This window comes from Acinetobacter sp. (assembly GCF_050285345.1).
GTDB lineage: Bacteria > Pseudomonadota > Gammaproteobacteria > Pseudomonadales > Moraxellaceae > Acinetobacter.
This window is the reverse complement of the sequence record NZ_JBLZXR010000121.1, coordinates 1-18,637: the sequence shown is the minus strand read 5'-3', so window position 1 is coordinate 18,637 and position 18,637 is coordinate 1. Positions and strand designations below refer to the sequence as shown.

The window sequence follows — 18,637 nt, the reverse complement described above, 5'->3', positions numbered from 1 at the left end:
GTTGTAAAATTCGAAGTGAAAGGCCAATTCGGTCGTCGCTACGTATCTGTTGAAGCGTAAGTTTTAATAGAAAAAAAAGCCCACATTATGTGGGCTTTTTTTATCTGTAGAAAATGGAGGAATTTATTTTTTAGATTGTTACAAATAATTTTCAAATCAATAAATCACAATATATGGTGATATGCATCACAAAATAATGAGTGCGTAATAGGGAGGTATAAATACAAAAAAAGGAAAGGTGTATGAATAACGTATTAAAAAAAATATTCATTAATGCCTACTACGCTGAAAATCAGAAATATACAGAAAGTGTTTTGAATATTTCAAAAGTTGAAAAGTCACAGTATTTAATTGATAACATTGTAAATTGTCTTACCGTATCATCTAAAAATTTACAGGGAATATTTAAGCTTATTTTAGTCAGTACATTATTTGTTTTAAGTGGTCTGACTTGGGCTGCAAGCGGTGATTATTCAACAGAAACAATTGGTAGTACATGTATTACAAGATGTCAATCGGGTCATGACTCTTATAGAAATGATAGTAGTCATGTTAGTCTTCAGGGTTTGAAAGTTGACAAGGGAGGGAAAGGTGCAACAGGGCTGCAGGGGCTTAGTGCTTATGATTTGGCTGAAAAGAATGGGTATAAAGGGTATCTGGGAAAATGGTTAGGGAGTCTAAGAGTCGCTAGCGGTCTAAGTAGTCACGCAGTAGAAGAAATTTTAGTTGAGTCTACTGATCGTCGAGTAAACGAGCTCAATCATACATTGAATCACTCTGAAGATAGTGTGTATACGGCGGTGGAATCCAATATTGCAATCGCATCATTACCACAACCTACAGATGTGGGTTACAACATGTTTAGTGTTAGTGCGGGAACTTGGGGAGGTGAGCAAGGCTATGCACTCGGTTTCAGTGGTGTCACTGAAAATAATAAGTACGTGTATAAAATTTCAACAATTAGCAAATCTGAAAATAACTTGGCTGCAGGAGTCTCAGTTGGATGGCAATGGAAATAAGCATCTATAAAATATTTTGAAAAAAAGCTTTTGCCTCGGCAGGAGCTTTTTTATTTTTTGCCTAAATTTCTCCATCATGATGAATAAAAATTCACTTTTTGCATTAATAACCATACAAAACTGCTTATTTTCTCTAAATTTACTAGATGAAAGTGGTTTAAGATGAGCCATCTAACAAAATTGCGTAAATGCAAATATAAAAGGTGAATCTATGAATATGCTTCGTAAAACCATCTGTGCTATGGCATTAGGTGCAGCGACTCTGGCACCAGTAATGAGTACAACAGTATTCGCTGCGCCAGTTGCAGCGTCGGAGCAGCAGGCGACAGCAAATTTGGTGAAACAATTATCTGGAATTAAAAGCTTTACCGCGAATTTTCAGCAAACCACAAAAGTAACCAATCCGAAAGCAACACAGAAAAAAGGTTTGAGTGCACAGCACATGAACCAAACCTTTACCGGCGTGATGAAAGTGCAACGTCCAGGTAAGTTCTATTGGGAGACAACCAGTCCATCGAAACAAACTATCGCAACTACAGGTAAAACCGTTTGGATTTACGATCCCGATTTACAACAAGCTGTACGTCAAAGTTTAGATGACCAAGTAGCCAATACGCCGGCTTTATTGTTGTCAGGGAATACTTCTCAAATTATGCAGAGCTACCGGATTACCCAACCGAATAAAACCAAAACCTATTACACCTTATATCCAAAAAATGATGATGGTGTATTCCAAAGCTTAACCATTAGTTTTGGTGCGCATAATGCGCCAACATTGATGATTTTGCAGGATTCATTGGGTCAAACCACAAATGTACGTTTCAGTAATGTCAAAGTGAATACTTCGATTCCAGCATCAACTTTTAATTTCGTACCGCCGAAAGGCACCGATATCATTGATCAATAAAAGGTCGAATGATGAATGGAGATGGGAGTTAACTGTAGTTAGCCCCCTTTTTTTATGGAGAAATGTAAATCCACTGAGTCTAAGACTAAGTGGATTTAGTAGTAGGCTTATTTAAAGTAAGCGAAAAATAAATCGCTTGAAATTGATTGTGGGTAGAGGGGTTTTAGGATGAGAAAAGCGCATATAAAAGTTATGGGATCGGCTGTTTCAGCTATTTTTTTAATGGGGGCTTTGGCTGCTTGTCATCCTCGAAATGAACCAGTTGAAGGCGAAACTACTGCACAGAAAAAAGCTGTCGTTGCAGATACCATTCCATTAATTCAATCAAAGTCGATCGAGTTGAAATTACCGAATGCCCAAGCTTGTGATGCTGAAGGTTGTACGCAGTATGCAATTCAAACTGTCGAAACCAATGTTGATTGGATTAATCAATACTTTAGCAACCGTATTAAAAAAGCCGATCCGATTGCATTTTCAACTGAACCAGATCAAAAAATTAATTTGTCTGAACATGCAGATGCAGGAATTGGGCAAAGCACGACTTCAGTACGTTACATTAGCCAATCGGGGCATATCGCCACTTTCGCGATTGAAAGTTATACCTATGCTGCAGGTGCTGCACATGGAATGTCTCATGTGGAATATGTCAATTTTGATTTAAAAGCCAAAAAACGTTTAGCGCTGCAAGATATTTTAGTCAAAGGTGCGGATGCGAAAGTGTTGAGTGCGCTTTATGATTCAAATTCGATGTGGCTCGGAAACCATGACATTGAGCGTACTCAATTGCAGCTCAGTGATAACTTCTATTATGGTGCTAATGGCATTGTTTTTGTTTATCCACTATATGAATTGGCAAGTTATGCTGAAGGGATGCCTGAGTTAAAGTTGCCATACTTCATGGTCAAAGGCTTATTTAAAGCTGAATATTTGCCAAATTTACCCAATTATGAAATTAAATAAGGCAAATTGAAGTCAGAATATTGGTTCAATTTGGGACAGCTGTAAGCTCGATCACTGTATTTTTCAGCGTTAAGAGCTTACACTATAGCCAGTTTTTTTCTTTACTTTAGATTGGCTATGATCGACCCGAAATTACTCAGAAATAATATTGAGGCTGTAAATTTAGCCTTAGCAAAACGTGGTGTTCAACTTAACGTCGCAGAGTGGGCAGACCTTGAAGCTCGCCGTAAAGAAATTCAGTCGAAAACTGAGTCTTTACAAGCTGAACGTAATGCGGGTGCAAAACAAGTTGGCCAAATTAAAAAAGCAGGTGGCGATGCCTCTGAAATTATGGCGCGCATGTCTGCCATTGGTGATGAAATTAAAGCCGCAGAAGTTGCACTTTCTGAGCTTCAGCTCGAACTCGAAGCAAAATCTTTATCTATTCCAAACTTGCCACATGAGTCTGTACCTGAAGGTAAAGACGAAAATGACAACGTTGAAGTTCTAAAATGGGGTACGCCACGCCAATTCGATTTCGAAATTAAAGATCATACCGATCTTGGCGAAATGATGGGCGGTTTAGAATTTGAAACTGCAACAAAATTGACAGGTACACGTTTTAGCGTATTAAAAGGTCCATTGGCTCGTTTACAACGTGCAATCACCCAATTTATGTTAAATACCCATACCTTGGAAAATGGTTATACCGAAGCGTATGTGCCTTATTTAGTTAATGCTGATTCATTGCGTGGTACAGGTCAGTTACCAAAATTTGAAGAAGACTTATTCAAACTTCAAGGCGAAAAAGAATACTATCTTATTCCAACGGCTGAAGTTCCTGTCACCAACTTTGTGCGTGACGAAATTATTGACCCTGAACGTCTACCTTTAAAATATGCAGCACATACCCCATGTTTCCGTAGTGAAGCAGGCTCTTATGGACGCGATACTCGTGGTTTAATCCGTCAGCACCAGTTTGATAAAGTTGAAATGGTTCAAATTGTGAAACCTGAAACTTCAATGGATGCTTTGGAAGAACTGACAGGTCATGCTGAGGGCATTCTTCAAGCATTGGGCTTACCATACCGTAAAGTGGTGCTGTGTGGCGGTGATATGGGCTTTGGCGCAATCAAAACCTATGACTTAGAAGTTTGGGTGCCGAGTCAAAATACTTATCGTGAAATTTCATCATGTTCTTGCATGGGTGACTTCCAAGCACGTCGTATGAAAGCACGTTACCGTGCCGACCAAAAGAAAACAGAATTTGTGCATACATTGAACGGTTCAGGCCTCGCTGTTGGTCGTACCTTACTTGCCGTGATGGAAAACTACCAACGCGCAGACGGATCGATTGAAATCCCAACAGTATTACGTCCTTATATGGGCGGTGCTGAGTTCATCGACTAATCATTTAAATGATCAAGCCCAATCGTGAATTGGGCTTGATTTTTTGTAACTTATTTGTAAGTTCGACCTCAATTGGCGCAGATCGTGCACGAAATTTGCAGCAAACAATCAGTATCTAAATCTAGAGGGTGCGCGTGGATATTTTTCCAATCTCTTTAAAGTTACAACAGCAACCTTGTCTGATTGTTGGTGGCGGACATATTGCTTATCGTAAAGCGGTTCTGCTTGCCAAAGCACATGCAGTCATTCATGTTTTATCGCCTGAAATTGATGCGAATTTATTAGCGCTAGTCAATCAAACACAAGGGCAATATATCAGCCAAAAGTTTGATTCAGCTCGCTCAATGCGTAATTTCCGTTTAGTCATTGCGGCAACGAATGACAAAGCTGTAAATCAAGCAGTGTTTGAAGCATGTGAAGCTGAAAATGTCTTGGTCAACAGTGTAGACGATCCTCCGCATTGCCGTTTTATGGTTCCAGCGATTATTGATCGTTCTCCTTTAATTGTGTCGGTGGCGTCCAATGGCACATCACCAGTATTGTCGCGCCAAATTCGCACTCAGTTAGAAAGTTCAATTCCGCACGGGATGGGGAAATTAGCTAAATTTTCGGGTAAATGGCGTCCTGCAGTCAAAGCCAAGATTGAAAATCCAGATGAACGTCGAATCTTTTGGGAAGACTTGTACGCCAGTCCACTAAAAGAGCAGGTGTTTAATGACAATATTGCTGCCGCAGATCAACTGATTCAACAGGCCTTAAATGAATGGCAAAAACCCAAGGGTGAAGTGTATTTGGTCGGTGCGGGGCCGGGCGATCCAGAGCTCTTAACTTTAAAAGCTTTGCGTTTGATGCAACAAGCGGATGTGGTGATTTATGATCGCTTAGTATCTGGGCCGATTATGGACCTATGCCGCCGTGATGCGGAAAAAATCTATGTCGGTAAGGCGCGCTCCAACCATGCCGTACCACAAGAGGGTATCAATGCTTTGTTGGTCAAGTATGCTAATGAAGGTAAACGTGTATGCCGCTTAAAAGGTGGTGATCCGTTTATCTTTGGTCGTGGTGGTGAAGAAATTCAGGAACTGTTTGCAGCAGGCGTGGCTTTCCAAGTTGTACCGGGTATTACTGCAGCGTCTGGCTGTTCTGCCTACGCAGGCATTCCGTTAACCCATCGTGATTATGCGCAAAGTGTGCGTTTCTTGACGGGGCATTTGAAAGAAGGCTCGCCAGAATTGCCTTGGAATGAGTTAGTTTATCAAAATCAAACCCTTGTTTTGTATATGGGCTTGGTGGGACTTGAAAAAATTTGTGAAAAACTGATAGCACATGGTCAGCGTCCAGATATGCCCGTAGCGTTAGTGTCGAAAGGCACAACTCCTGAGCAAAAAGTGGTGGTCGGTACGCTTGCTGATATTGCGTCGAAAGTGGCTGATCATCAAATACAGGCACCAACACTCACCATCATTGGTGATGTGGTCAGCCTGCGTGAGCAACTTCAATGGCATGAGCGAGGATAAGCAACGATTGATAATCGTTGCCCGAGTGCAAGGCAAAGGCTATGCCTGAGCAAAGAGGATAAAGCAGCGGTCACGCTGCTCGAGTGCAAAGCAAAGGTTATCCAAGTCAAGTAAAGAAGATAAACAGTGAAAATGCTGTCTAGCTTAGGGTGAAGGCTGTGCCTGAGCAAAAAGCAAAGGCTTTTTTAGTTCAGTGTTTTAAACCTGAAATTGTGCTGATATCTATACCTCATTCCATCATTAACCAAAGAGTAGAGAAAATCTTGTGATCCACGTTGTTTTATACGAGCCAGAAATTCCAGCAAATACCGGGAATATCATTCGTTTATGTGCCAATACTGGAGCGCAGTTACATCTAGTCAAACCTTTGGGTTTTGAGTTGGATGATAAAAAATTACGCCGTGCGGGTTTGGATTACCACGAATGGGCACATATGAAAGTATGGGAAAACTTCGAAGAATGCTTGGCACATTTACAAACCGAAGGCATTGAGAAGGATGCGATTTATCCATTAACCACCAAAGGTTTTGAAACACCGCATACGTCAAATTTAAATCGTCCAGTTGCCCTGTTGATGGGACCAGAAACACGTGGCTTACCTGAAAATGTGCGTATGATGTTCCCAGAAGCGCATTGGATTCGCTTACCGATGGCATCCAATTCACGTAGTTTGAACTTGTCGAATGCGACCGCTGTGATTCTATATGAAGCTTGGCGCCAGCAAGATTTCCAAGAGTTGAAATAAGAACCTTTTGTACTCAAACCACCTCCGGGTGGTTTTTTTATCGTTCAAACTCAGTAGCATTATGTAAGTATTTTCAGCAAAAACTTCTACTGAAATATAAAAAAGTGTATAAGAAACAAGAGGATTAAATTATTAAGAGTAAAGTTGAAGTATGTTTAATCACCATAAAAAATGGTTCATGGCTTTTTTATTCTCTGTCTGTGTAGCACCAATGGTGATTGCGAATACAGAGGAAGTAGTGGTTAAGGAAATACAACCTTTGAGTAAAGCCGAAATTCAGCAGTTATTGTCAGAAATGCAACTACGCCAAAATCAACGCATTGAAGAATGGGGAAAAACCCTGAAAGTGGAAGATTTTGAGCGTTCATGGTTCGGTCGACAATTGAAAAAGCTGAAACGCCAAGAAGTTTGTGGTATTTACCAAGACTTGGTGAATGAAACCTATGCGATGGTACAAACCAATAAATTACGCCTAAGCGAAGCCGATAAAAAGTTATTGGAAGACCGTAACTTATTTATTCAAAGTTTGGGCTATAAAGACAATATTGTGGATACTCAAATGGGATTCAATTGTAGACTTCGTTAAAGGATCTAAGTTAAAAGATATTTTTCTGCTTTGAGTTAAAGGCTTTTTGCTTTACTCAAGAATGAATACCAAATAAAAAGGCTCGATATATATCGAGCCTTTTTTGATAAAAATAATCAGTAATTAGAACTTGTCATCAAATTCATTATGTTGAGGTGCTGGGTGTTTAAAACCTTTAGTTTTATAACCTAGGTATAAAATACCGAACATTGCCCACCATAAACCGTATTTCAATGCAGTTTCTTCAATTTCTAACCACATGGCAAAGATACTGATAAAACCAAGTAATGGAATCACCACAAAGCTAAAGATATCTTTGGCATTTTTCGTACGACCATCACGTAATGCATAACGTGAAATAACCGATAAGTTAACGAAAGTGAAAGCGGTTAATGCACCGAAACTGATCATCGAAATAACGATATCAAGATTCATGAAACCAGCAGTTAATGCAACGGCACCCACGATCATGATGTTGTAAGACGGTGTGAAGTTTTTCGGACTAATATGACCGAAAACTTTCTTATTAATCACGCCATCGCGGCCCATCACATACATTAAGCGTGATACACCTGCGTGTGCCGAAATACCCGATGCCATTACGGTCACAATTGCGAAAGTAAGGACATAAGACTGGAACAATGAACCACCGACCAAGAGTAAAATTTCCGGTTGAGTTTCAGCAATATTTTTGAAGTATTTGCCCGGCTCAGAAGGGAAGTAGAGCTGCATAAAGTACGTGCTGACAATGAAGATCACACCTGCAATTAAAGCTGTTAAGAAAATTGCTTTAGGCAGGGTTTTCTCTGTGTCTTTGGTTTCTTCAGCAAGAGAACTCAATGAGTCAAAACCGGTGAATGAGAAACAAAGTAGGGTTGCACCTGTAACCAATGCGCCAACCGAAGTTAATTCATTCCAGAAAGGCTCTAAACTCCATAACTGATAACGCTCTGTCGCAGAAATAGGACCATCTGCATTGAAGCCCATTTGAAGTTTGCTGTAGACCATCCATGTGAAAATACCAATCACCAGAAGCTGTACCAATACAATCAGGCTGTTAAAGTTAGCAACAAAACGCGCACCGCGTAAGTTGATACCAGTCATAAATGCGGTCAGTACAATCACCCATACCCAATGGTTAACCGATGGGAAGAGTGCTTCAAGGTAGATTACGGCAAGAATAATATTCACCATTGGTGAGAGTAGGTAATCTAACCAAGATGACCACCCCACCATGAAACCAACGTTCGGGTGAATCGATTTTTGAGCATAGGTATACGCCGAACCCGATGACGGATAACGACGGATCATATGACCATAACTGATAGAGGTGAACAAAATTGCAATGAGGGCAATAATGTAAGAAGTGGGCACGTGTTTGTGACTTTCTTCAGATACTAAACCAAAAGTATCAAATAAAGTCATGGGTTGGATGTAAGCCAAACCAATAATGATGATGTGCCAGAGTCCAAGCGTTTTTTGCAGTTTAGCTGCCGATTGAGTCCCAGAGAAATTTGTCAACGGCGTTATCCTCTTATCGTTGATCAAGGATCATTCATGTTCTAAGGATCGTTTGAGACGAACGATCCCCCCTACGTTTTAAAACAAAAGTGCGCCAATCTACTCCAAAATGGTACATTTTGTCAGTAACTTTGAAATTATTTTTCGCAGAAATAAGGCCAGTTTGATCAAAAAGTAACTTATCTTTGTTTCTGCAAGTGAAAAGCCCGATGTTTAAAAAAACATCAGGCTTAATTTGGTCGCTATATTCGCTTATTTTTCAGTAATTACCAAGCTTTTTTTAGAATACTTTTCAAGTCTTCTAGACTCGCCTCTTTCGGGTTATAAATAATCGAACCATCATTCAGTGCCTTCTCCGCCACTTCATCAAGTTGGGCTTCGGTTACTTTGCCAGTTTCGCTTAAGGTGCGTGGCAATTTGGTCAACGTAAACAGACGATCGCGAATGGTTAAGATGGTGGAAATGGCTTTATCCGCACGTTGGTTGGCAGGCGTTTGCGCATAGATGTCAGGACCTGCAAGCACTAACAATAAATCTGCAATTTTATCGCCATTAATTTCTTTGTTGTACTCAAGCACATAGGGTAAAAATAGGTTCATGCATAAGCCGTGCGGTAAGTGCGCAACAGCACCTAGGGCATGACCCAATGAATGCACTAAGCCGACCATCGAGTTCGAAAATGCAATTCCCGCCATCGTTGAAGCTTGCGCCAGTTCTAAACGGCCATGCGCATCAGCGGTATTGTCTAAAACATTAAACAGATTATTGCTGATTTTCTTAATGGCTGCAGTTGCATAAGCATCTGAAATTGGATTGGCTGCCATACAGGTATAGGCTTCGATCGCATGAGTCATCGCATCCATCGCAGTCATGGCGGTTAAATGCGGTGGCAAAGTCTGGGTCATACGTGGATCAAGAATCGCGGCATGTGGCATTAAGTAGTTAGATGCAAATGCCATTTTGACATTTTTTTCAGGGTCAGAAACTACAGCCACCATGGTCACTTCAGAACCTGTGCCTGACGTCGTTGGAATCACGAAGAAGGGCTTCAACGGTTTTGGTAAGTTATGCGCCCCTGAATATTTTAGTAGGTCATCACCACCTTCAGAGACCAAAATATTGGTGGCTTTTGAAGTATCAATCACTGAACCACCACCGACCGCAATAATCGCATCGCAGTTGTTATCACGATAAAGCTGAGCCGCTTTACGCACGGTTTCTAAGCTTGAATCAGGAGGTACATCATCAAAAATATAACCAATGACCGCTTCAGTACTTTCAAATGCCGCTTCAATTGGTGTGAGTAAATTATTACTGCGCACACCTTTGTCGGTAATGATCATTGGGCGTTTTGAACCCAAAGTTGAAAGTTCAAATGGAATGTGTTCTAACGCAGCATGGCCAGCAATCACTTTTACAGGACAGAAAAATTCGTAATATGGTTTAGCCATGTGTTATGTGCTCCGTTTTAAATAAGACTGGGCTACTTTTAAATAGATATTTGCAGCACCGCTCAGTTTTTCTTTTAGGCTTAAATGTGTTGGATATTCTTTGACTGCAAGCTCTGCAACCAGTTTTGGCAGAATTAAAGCTTCCATTTTATTCAGACAACGCACAAGACGGATGGCATAGGACAAATCACCATCAGCAATCATGCGGTCATTGGCAAAAGCTTGTGCTGTACTTTCCTGAAATGAAAATACTAAAAAGGCATGTGCCACATGTTTAAAGGTAATAGTGAGATCAGGTTTTTGAGCACCTGAGGTCAGGAGTTTCAGTTGCTGATCTTCAGTCACTTGTGCAACAAATGCTGGGCCATTCGGAAAAATATTCATAGAGAGAATGAAATTGACCGGAAATTTAGCAATTTCTTGTTTGATCTCTTCATCGACCTGGCTCGCCATAACCAGACCTCTGCCAATCACATCCATCATGAGTTTGACATAGGCCTGTTGGAGCGCGGGTTTAACGGATTTAGTTGCAATCACGCGATCTTCCCTTAGCTATAATTATTTATTTAGAGTATTTACTCTAAATTATTTTGTTTTAGAAAGCAAAAGCTTTTATAGTTGTTTGACGATTACATCTTTAAAGTAACCGCTGTTTTTCAAAGTATCAATGATATCAGTGCATAAGTTTTCAAAATTAGGGTAATTGGGTACTAAATCTTGAATACGCACCATTTCCAATCCTGCATAACCACATGGGTTGATGGTGTGAAAACCGAATAAGTCACAGTCGATATTCAGCGCTAAGCCATGATAGCTACGACCTTTACGAATTTTAAAACCCAAAGACCCAATTTTACGCTCATTGACATATACACCCGGCGCATCGGGTTTGGCGTAGGCCTCAATGCCATATTTTTTCAGCAGATCAATCATTAAATTTTCTGCATAGGACACAAGAGTTCGCACGTTCCAGCCGAGACGATTCAGGTCGAACATGAAATAAGCGACCAATTGCCCTGGACCATGCCAAGTCACCTGTCCACCACGGTCAGTTTGCACCACAGGAATATTGCTGTGCATTAAAATATGTTCAGGTTTGCCAGCTTGGCCTTGGGTGAGGACATCTGGATGCTGCAAAATCCACAGCTCATCGGGTGAGTTTTCATCTCGCTGTTCTGTATAGGTTTTCATTTCGACAAAACGATCTTCATAGGGAGTTAGATGGTTGTATTGGCGAATGATTAATTTCGGTTTTTGAACAGTCACAGTCACGCTGATTGCGTCCTTTTTCTATCAACTCGATGCTTTGATTATAATGAATTGCTTGAATAAAAGGAGAGATATGGATTAAACATTCAAGCAGTTTTAAAAAAACTTGCATAAAAAAACACACCCGAAAGCGTGTTTTTAAGTATGCAGTTGCTGCAATTATAGTGCAGTTCGAATATGTTCACATGCTGCTAAATCAGCATAAAGCGCATGCACTTGTTCGAGTTCTTCGAAACGAAGCTGCGCAGTAATAGAGTGATATTTACCTGTACGTGAAGGCTGAACTGCTAGAGTTGCTTCATCGAAGTCAGGAAAATGCTTCACTAAAATTTCTACGACAGCACCGTGTAATTCAGTTCCAGCATTACCGATCAATTTAATTGGATAGTCCATCGGGAATACCCAAAGATCTTCACGGAGTTCGCGAGATGGAGTGCGGTCTATCATAGTTCACCTCAAATGATGGACAAAGCCTGCATAAGTGCAGGCTTTGTGATTTTCTTAACTACATAAATGGAGACAAGATCTAATTTTTCAAGTCTCCAAAATGGGTTGGGGAAATTAGTCGTTTTCTAGGAATGAACGTAAGTGTTCAGAGCGAGAAGGGTGACGTAATTTACGTAATGCTTTCGCTTCAATTTGACGAATACGTTCACGTGTTACATCAAACTGTTTACCCACTTCTTCCAAGGTATGGTCGGTTGGCATATCGATACCGAAACGCATTTTCAGTACTTTTGCTTCACGTTCAGTTAAGTTCTCAAGCACTTCACGTGTTGCTTCTTTCAAGCCTTCTGACGTTGCTGCATCAATTGGAGAGGTAATGTTACCATCTTCAATGAAGTCACCAAGATGCGAATCTTCATCATCACCGATTGGTGTTTCCATTGAAATCGGTTCTTTAGCAATTTTCAGTACTTTACGAACTTTAACTTCGTCCATTTCCAGACGTTCACCGAGTTCTTCAGGAGTTGGTTCACGCCCCATTTCTTGAAGAAGTTGACGCGATACACGGTTGATCTTATTTATAGTTTCGATCATGTGTACTGGAATACGAATGGTACGTGCTTGGTCGGCGATCGAACGTGTAATTGCTTGACGAATCCACCATGTTGCATAAGTTGAGAACTTATAACCACGACGGTATTCAAACTTATCCACTGCTTTCATCAAGCCGATGTTACCTTCTTGAATCAAGTCAAGGAATTGCAAACCACGGTTAGTATATTTTTTCGCAATCGAAATTACCAAACGTAAGTTGGCTTCAACCATTTCCTTTTTCGCACGACGTGCTTTCGCTTCGCCAATCGACATACGTTTAGAAATGTCTTTGATGCCTTTAACATCTAAGCCCAATTCTTTTTCAATATCTGCAATTTTTTGCTGGAAAGCTAAAATGTCTGGACGCACTTTTTCAAGGTAGCCTTTCATTTCAGCAGGAGCTTTGGCAATTTGTTCGTCTAACCAAGCAAAGTTTGATTCTTGGCCCGGGAACGACGTACGGAATTGAGTACGATCCATACGACCACGACGTACGGCATAACGCATTACTTCACGCTCTGAAGTACGAATTTGCTCATGAGTGTCACGAATCAGGTTTGAAATGATGTCGAATAAACGTGGAGTAAATTTAAACATCATGAACACAGATGCAAGTGCTTCTAACGCTGCAGCAGCTTGTTCACTGTCACGACCATGCTTTTCAATTTGCGCTTTGGTTGTTAACCAAGCTTGTTCAAGTTCATTGAAACGTGCTTTGGCAATTTCTGGATCTGGACCAGACTCACCTTCAGACTCGTCATCACTTTCAGCTTCTTCTTCTTCATCGTCGTCATCAAGTTTGACATCTTTGGTCGGTTTTTTCGAAGCAGCTTCTTCTTCATCTACTTCAGCTTCTTCCTCAATAACTTCAGGAATTTCTTCATCCGATTCTGGATCTAAATAACCAGAAAGGATGTCAGCAAGGCGACGCTCGCCAGCTTCATAATCTTTATATTCTTGAAGTACAACGCCTACCGCATTTGGCCAATAAGCAATTGAATGTAAAACGTCACGAATACCTTCTTCGATACGTTTTGCAATGCTAATTTCGCCTTCGCGAGTAAGAAGTTCAACTGTCCCCATTTCACGCATATACATACGTACAGGGTCGGTGGTACGACCAGGTTCATTTTCAACAGATGCAAGTACAGCCGCGGCTTCTTCTTCAGCAACTTCATCAGTCGCCTCATTGCCACCTTCAAACATTGTATCGTCAGATTCTGGTGCACGATCATGTACCGGAATACCCACGTCATTCAACATTTGAATGATGTCCTCAATCTGTTCACTTTCGGTGATTGAGTCCGGGAGATGATCGTTAACCTCGGCGAAAGTTAGGTAACCTTGCTCTTTGCCTCGGCTAATCAGAGCCGCTACTTGAGAAGTAGGGGAAGTCATATCGCTCATCTTTGCTTACTCTTCGTTGAATCTGTGGCAGTAAAAAACCGTGCATGATAGCACGATCGTCTTATTAAATCTTGTGAATGGCTTGCGTATCCCATCAGGTCTATGCAGCACTAAGCTGCCTGAGGAGATATTAAAAAATTTAAATTCAATAATCTAGATGGGGGTGAATTTGTTGTTTTCAAGTTCATCCCTAACGTATTTCATTTTAAGCTGACATTTTAAATTGTCATAAAATTGAAGGACGCAGGGTGGATTATATCATGCCACAAGTTTTACTCAGAAAAAAAGCCCTATTTTTAAGTTTTGAGAGTGAAAAAACAAATAAAACTTGACAATATTTTATATCCCCTATAAATAGCGGCTAGACCCCTTCAATTTTTTTCATTATGAGGTAGTTTTAGTGTCTTCTACAGATTTTGAACTAGATGATAACTACGGTGATGATGATGTGAATTTCGATGAGGCGAGTGCAAAAACTAGCGCGAAAGAATCGTTAGAAAAGCGCCGTCTTATTGATGATCTTCTGGCACAACGCCGTCTTGAACGTGAGCTTAAGGATTTTGATTACGACATCGACGATGACGACGATTTTGATGATGAAGATGACTAAATAGCGATTTAGCATAGCGCTTGATAATGCTATGCTATCGCATTAAGTTTCTAACTCTGGATTTGAAATGAGTGCTTTAAATTTAGACCTTTTGAGTGAATATCTAGACGGCGATGACAACGAGCATGGTCTGGATTTTGCAGCGACTCATGGTTTCTTGTGTGCAATTGCAGTTGGCCCAGTGTTTAACAAATGGCTAGACGAACTTTTTGATAATAATCAGAAAAAAGTACCTGCAGAAATTATTGCACAGGTAAAAGCATGGCTCGAATCTATTCGTCAGAATCTTGCCAATGAAGACGGAATTGAATTTCCGTTTGAAATTGAAGAAGCTGATGTTGAATCAAGTTTGGGTGATTGGAGCGTTGGTTTTGTTGACGCGATGTTCCTGAATGAAGACGCTTGGTTCACCGATGAATTCGAAGAACAGCTGGTTGATCTGACTTTACCGATTATGGTGTTCAGTGGTATTGACGAAGAGGATCCACAAATGGAATCTTTCCGTCGCAATGGCCAGTTGATGGATGAACTTGCAGAAGAGATTCCAACCAACTTGAACGAATTATATTTGATGTATCACACACCAAATTAATTCCGCCAAGATTAAAAAAGCACCTGATTGACGGTGCTTTTTTATGCCTGAAATTTAAAGTTTTTTAGCGCAATAATCTGCATACCAACCGTAAGCCAGATGAAAAATTGCACCATGAATCGCAACCATGCACAGCATAATCACCGCAGTCAGTCCGATACCTGCGTTATCCACAGATTTCATAATCGCTTCTGCATTTGGGTTCATGAGTACTAAAAACAACACAAAAAAACTGCCGATCATAATAGCCACAGCACTGGAGCCCCAGACCAGTTGAATTTTTTCGTGATTGGTCGGGACGCGTTGTTCTTTTTTCACAAAATGTCCGACGCTAATCAAAGCACACGCGATGAGCGTTGGAATTAAGGTCAATCCGCCAAGGTTTAAGCCAAAGACAAGTACGGTAATCAATAGTACCAACGCAATGCTATACACGGCGGCAAAGTGCAGTAAGTAGTGTTTCATGAAAGCCCCAAATTAAAATAAAAAATTAACGATGACGACGTTGGTGGCGGCGATAAAAAATCCAAGCAATAATGAAGAGGGTAATGGCAATAATCACATGCCCCACTTTGCTAAAAATTTGCTGCATCAGCTGTTGGTTTTCCCCAAAATAAAAACCGACACAGGCCAGAAAAGTGGTCCAAATAATCGTTCCTAAGCTGCTATAGAACATGAATTTCCAGAAAGGCATGTGACTCATACCGGCAGGAATACTAATCAGTGAGCGGACAGCAGGAATCATACGGCCAAAAAATACAATACGATGACCATAGTGCTCAAACCATTGTAGTGACTTCTGTACATCTTCAGATTTGATGAATAAGTATTTGCCATAGCGATCGACAAAACGGAAGATTGCTTCATGTTTGAATTTATAGCCAATCCAATACAGCAGCGCAGCGGCAATAAGGGAGCCGATACAGCCGGCAATGATTACACCGATCAACAATAATTTTCCCTGCGAGGCAGAATATCCCGCGGACGGCATAATAATTTCTGAAGGGATAGGTGGGAAGACATTATCAAGGAACATCAATAAGGCGATACCGAAATAGCCTAATTGTTCCATTATTGAAATAATCCATTCAGTGATATGCATGACAAGTGGATATACAAAAAGGGTTATTCATCCTATGTCGAAATGGCCGAGAGGTAAAGGATTTCGAGAGCAGTTAAGCTGAAATTATAACAACAATAAGAATTGAACTGCGCTGATTATCAGATGGCTTGATCATTGGCCATTCAATCATTTTATAAAATAAAGTTTTTTAGGATGATGGTTTTTCATAGAGAATTGACAGGGTAAAACTCAATCAAGACATGCTTTTTATTAATAGTATTTAAGCTTAAGCAATACTCAGACTTTTCAGTTGATTATTTTATTTTGTAGTTATTTTATGATGCTGCTGAAAAGCATGAATATTGTTGAAAACTTGATTTTAATCATCGTACTCCATATTGATTAAGGTGTGGATATACACTTGACGCAAGCTCATGGCTAAAGCAAAAGGCACTAAACATAAAGCACTTATATTTAGTAAAGTTGGTTGTAATTGTAAGCTATAGGCAATAAATAACGCGAAGACTGCACCAATACATGTGGCAATGCTCACAATTAACAAGTGTGATTGTTGGTTAAGATGTTTTTTTAGCTCGTTGCTACTAGTTTTAGCCTTAGGTGTTGGTAAGGTAATGCGTGTTGTTGAAATGGTCGATTCTAATAATTTTGACATAATGCCGTCCTTTTCAAGTATCTAATAATTGTTATTAAATAAATCATGATCCGGATCTAGCATAAATGCGTGAATAAAGTCTCGTAAATCACTAGTTTTAGTTATTTTGTCGCGGAATTTTAATACTGTGTGAGTTTAGTAAAAAAAGCCCTAAGAATAGGACTTTTATTTATATATCGTTACAACAAAATTTACTTAGAGGCGCTTACGTTTTGCTGCCACAATTTGTGATTGACGCATACGGAAGCCAGCTTTTTGCTGTTCAGTGGTTTTGTCGATACAGTATTTGCAGGATACGCCGTGTTCGTAGCTTGGAAGTTCAACCTCAGCAGGAACCAGTGGCCAACCGCATGCGTGACATTTGGTATTTTCGCCTTCTTCCATGCCGTGAGTGACCGCAGTACGACCATCAAAGACGAAGCATTCACCTTCCCATAGGCTTTCGTCAACTGGAGTTTCTTCAAGGTATTTTAAAACACCGCCTTTTAGGTGATAGACCTCATTAAAGCCTTCTTGAAGCAATAAAGATGTTGATTTTTCACAACGGATACCGCCAGTACAGAACATGGCAATTTTCTTGTTTTTGTGCTGTTCAAGCTCTTTTTTCACGTAGTCTGGGAATTCACGGAAAGTTTCAGTTTTCGGGTCGATTGCGCCTTTGAACGTACCAGCTTTATATTCATAGTCATTACGGGTATCAATCAAGATCACATCGTCACGTGCAATTAGCTCATTCCATTCTTTCGGATCTAGATAGTGGCCGACTAAATCACGTGGTTTAACTTCTACACCTAGAGTCACAATCTCTTTTTTTAGTTTGATCTTCATTTTACGGAATGGTTTATCCGCACTATGTGACTCTTTGTATTCCATGTTGGTAAAACCTTCATCGAGAAGGAATTGATGGATTACATCGACAGCTTTACGGTCGCCAGCAACTGTACCGTTAATGCCTTCTCCTGCAACAATTAGAGTACCGCACAGGTTAATGGTTTTTACCAAGTCTAAAAGACGTTGTTGAAGATCAGCAGCGTCTTGAACTTCTTTAAATTGATAAAGTGCGGCAACAACCCAACCAGTGGTCGCTTGCTGTTCTACAGGTGCAAGCTGTTCTACAGTAGCGTTCATGGAGTACTCCAAATTAATAAAACAGGATAAAATTTAAGGCGCATATTCTACCGCGATTTATGTGAATATGCGAGCGACCTGCGCGGTTTTCCACGCACCAATGATCGTGGCTTCAATTCAACAGTTTTAGCGTGTATAGTCGTGCCGGCCTCGTAAGTTCAGGTGAAAATTTTATGTTATGGAGTCAGTTTTGAGTAATGATCGTCGAATTGCCTCATTAACCCCGTGTGCAGGGCGTTGTTCTACGGTATTTGGTGATTCAGTGTGTCGAGGTTGCCGTCGTTTTAACCACGAAGTGATTAAGTGGAATACCTATACTGCCGATCAGCACACAGCAATCTGGCGACGCTTAGATGCGCAATTGGATCAAATTTTGATTCCCATGTTGCCATTGGCAGATATTACTCATGTAGAAGGCTTTGTGTTGTCTAAACGTGTACGATTACGTCCGGATGCGACCAAGGGCCGTAAGCTTTATCACGCTTTAAAGCTATGTGAAAAAAACCGTCACTTCACCGACGACAGTGGCTTAGGGATTCATTATAAAGAAGTTCGCCCACTTTGGGCTGAGTTTGAGCGCCGTGTGTTGGCATTGGCAACGGCAAGTTATGATTTGGCTTTTTTAAGGGCTGATGGCATCAGCATGCATTTGTTGCATAGTATGGAAGAAGAGGACTAAGTCCTCACTGCTGTCCCACAATTTTCATAAGAAGAGCCTCAATTGAGGTTCTTCTTGTTTTCGCCATTTTTTATCGGGCA

At 40.5% G+C, this 18,637-nt stretch carries 20 protein-coding genes; 10 read left to right on the top strand and 10 right to left on the bottom strand.

The window, feature by feature from the left end; translation table 11 throughout:
* Window positions 1-242: 242 nt before the first annotated feature.
* The 7 genes from ACN6OV_RS10780 (at window position 243) to ACN6OV_RS10750 (ending at window position 7,123) form a co-directional block, all read left to right on the top strand.
* Window positions 243-1,019, top strand: a complete 777-nt coding sequence (locus tag ACN6OV_RS10780; protein WP_427952831.1) for a YadA-like family protein — start codon at window positions 243-245, stop codon at window positions 1,017-1,019.
* A 211-nt stretch (window positions 1,020-1,230) separates the two neighbouring features.
* On the top strand, window positions 1,231-1,926 hold the full coding sequence (gene lolA, locus ACN6OV_RS10775) for an outer membrane lipoprotein chaperone LolA (protein WP_427952829.1): 696 nt from the start codon (window positions 1,231-1,233) through the stop codon (window positions 1,924-1,926).
* 168 nt (window positions 1,927-2,094) lie between these two features.
* Complete coding sequence (locus ACN6OV_RS10770) at window positions 2,095-2,886, top strand: RsiV family protein (protein WP_427952827.1); 792 nt, start codon at window positions 2,095-2,097, stop codon at window positions 2,884-2,886.
* 117 nt (window positions 2,887-3,003) lie between these two features.
* Window positions 3,004-4,275, top strand: a complete 1,272-nt coding sequence (gene serS, locus ACN6OV_RS10765) for a serine--tRNA ligase (protein ID WP_427952825.1) — start codon at window positions 3,004-3,006, stop codon at window positions 4,273-4,275.
* 134 nt (window positions 4,276-4,409) lie between these two features.
* On the top strand, window positions 4,410-5,792 hold the full coding sequence (gene cysG / locus ACN6OV_RS10760) for a siroheme synthase CysG (RefSeq protein ID WP_427952823.1): 1,383 nt from the start codon (window positions 4,410-4,412) through the stop codon (window positions 5,790-5,792).
* 265 nt (window positions 5,793-6,057) lie between these two features.
* On the top strand, window positions 6,058-6,537 hold the full coding sequence (locus ACN6OV_RS10755; RefSeq protein ID WP_427952821.1) for a tRNA (cytidine(34)-2'-O)-methyltransferase: 480 nt from the start codon (window positions 6,058-6,060) through the stop codon (window positions 6,535-6,537).
* A 178-nt stretch (window positions 6,538-6,715) separates the two neighbouring features.
* Window positions 6,716-7,123 (top strand): hypothetical protein, encoded by a 408-nt coding sequence (locus ACN6OV_RS10750; RefSeq protein ID WP_427952819.1) that lies wholly within the window; start codon window positions 6,716-6,718, stop codon window positions 7,121-7,123.
* Between the two features lie 123 nt (window positions 7,124-7,246).
* On the opposite strand, the gene ACN6OV_RS10745 is transcribed toward ACN6OV_RS10750, so the two are convergent.
* The 6 genes from ACN6OV_RS10745 to rpoD form a co-directional block, all read right to left on the bottom strand.
* Window positions 7,247-8,644, bottom strand: a complete 1,398-nt coding sequence (locus ACN6OV_RS10745; protein ID WP_427952817.1) for an APC family permease — start codon at window positions 8,642-8,644, stop codon at window positions 7,247-7,249.
* A 266-nt stretch (window positions 8,645-8,910) separates the two neighbouring features.
* On the bottom strand, window positions 8,911-10,095 hold the full coding sequence (locus ACN6OV_RS10740; protein WP_427952815.1) for an iron-containing alcohol dehydrogenase: 1,185 nt from the start codon (window positions 10,093-10,095) through the stop codon (window positions 8,911-8,913).
* A 3-nt stretch (window positions 10,096-10,098) separates the two neighbouring features.
* Window positions 10,099-10,632 carry a hypothetical protein gene (locus ACN6OV_RS10735; protein ID WP_427952813.1) on the bottom strand — a complete coding sequence of 178 codons (534 nt, stop codon included), beginning with the start codon at window positions 10,630-10,632 and terminating at the stop codon, window positions 10,099-10,101.
* Window positions 10,633-10,707: 75 nt separating this feature from the next.
* Window positions 10,708-11,367 (bottom strand): lipoyl(octanoyl) transferase LipB, encoded by a 660-nt coding sequence (gene lipB, locus ACN6OV_RS10730; RefSeq protein ID WP_427952811.1) that lies wholly within the window; start codon window positions 11,365-11,367, stop codon window positions 10,708-10,710.
* A gap of 156 nt (window positions 11,368-11,523) precedes the next feature.
* Entirely contained in the window at window positions 11,524-11,811 is a 288-nt protein-coding gene (locus tag ACN6OV_RS10725) for a YbeD family protein (RefSeq protein WP_427952809.1), read from the bottom strand.
* 114 nt (window positions 11,812-11,925) lie between these two features.
* The gene (gene rpoD, locus ACN6OV_RS10720) at window positions 11,926-13,812 is read right to left on the bottom strand and encodes an RNA polymerase sigma factor RpoD (RefSeq protein WP_427952807.1); all 1,887 of its coding nucleotides are present in this window, start codon (window positions 13,810-13,812) and stop codon (window positions 11,926-11,928) included.
* 400 nt (window positions 13,813-14,212) lie between these two features.
* Here rpoD and ACN6OV_RS10715 point away from each other — a divergent pair, with 400 nt between their 5' ends.
* Complete coding sequence (locus ACN6OV_RS10715) at window positions 14,213-14,422, top strand: PA3496 family putative envelope integrity protein (protein ID WP_086179588.1); 210 nt, start codon at window positions 14,213-14,215, stop codon at window positions 14,420-14,422.
* Window positions 14,423-14,489: 67 nt separating this feature from the next.
* Entirely contained in the window at window positions 14,490-15,014 is a 525-nt protein-coding gene (locus ACN6OV_RS10710; RefSeq protein ID WP_427952805.1) for a YecA family protein, read from the top strand.
* Window positions 15,015-15,068: 54 nt separating this feature from the next.
* Here ACN6OV_RS10710 and ACN6OV_RS10705 read toward each other — a convergent pair whose 3' ends face one another.
* The 4 genes from ACN6OV_RS10705 to ACN6OV_RS10690 form a co-directional block, all read right to left on the bottom strand.
* Window positions 15,069-15,479 (bottom strand): ABZJ_00895 family protein, encoded by a 411-nt coding sequence (locus ACN6OV_RS10705; RefSeq protein ID WP_427952803.1) that lies wholly within the window; start codon window positions 15,477-15,479, stop codon window positions 15,069-15,071.
* Between the two features lie 25 nt (window positions 15,480-15,504).
* A complete protein-coding gene (locus tag ACN6OV_RS10700; RefSeq protein ID WP_427952801.1) occupies window positions 15,505-16,116 on the bottom strand; it encodes a DedA family protein in 612 nt (203 codons plus the stop codon).
* Window positions 16,117-16,456: 340 nt separating this feature from the next.
* Window positions 16,457-16,750 carry an FUSC family protein gene (locus tag ACN6OV_RS10695; RefSeq protein WP_427952799.1) on the bottom strand — a complete coding sequence of 98 codons (294 nt, stop codon included), beginning with the start codon at window positions 16,748-16,750 and terminating at the stop codon, window positions 16,457-16,459.
* A 195-nt stretch (window positions 16,751-16,945) separates the two neighbouring features.
* Window positions 16,946-17,878, bottom strand: coding sequence for a rhodanese-related sulfurtransferase (locus ACN6OV_RS10690; RefSeq protein ID WP_427952797.1), 933 nt, complete (start codon window positions 17,876-17,878; stop codon window positions 16,946-16,948).
* Between the two features lie 190 nt (window positions 17,879-18,068).
* On the opposite strand from ACN6OV_RS10690, the gene ACN6OV_RS10685 reads away from it, so the two are divergent.
* Window positions 18,069-18,557, top strand: a complete 489-nt coding sequence (locus ACN6OV_RS10685; RefSeq protein WP_427952795.1) for a DUF1289 domain-containing protein — start codon at window positions 18,069-18,071, stop codon at window positions 18,555-18,557.
* Window positions 18,558-18,637 lie beyond the last annotated feature (80 nt).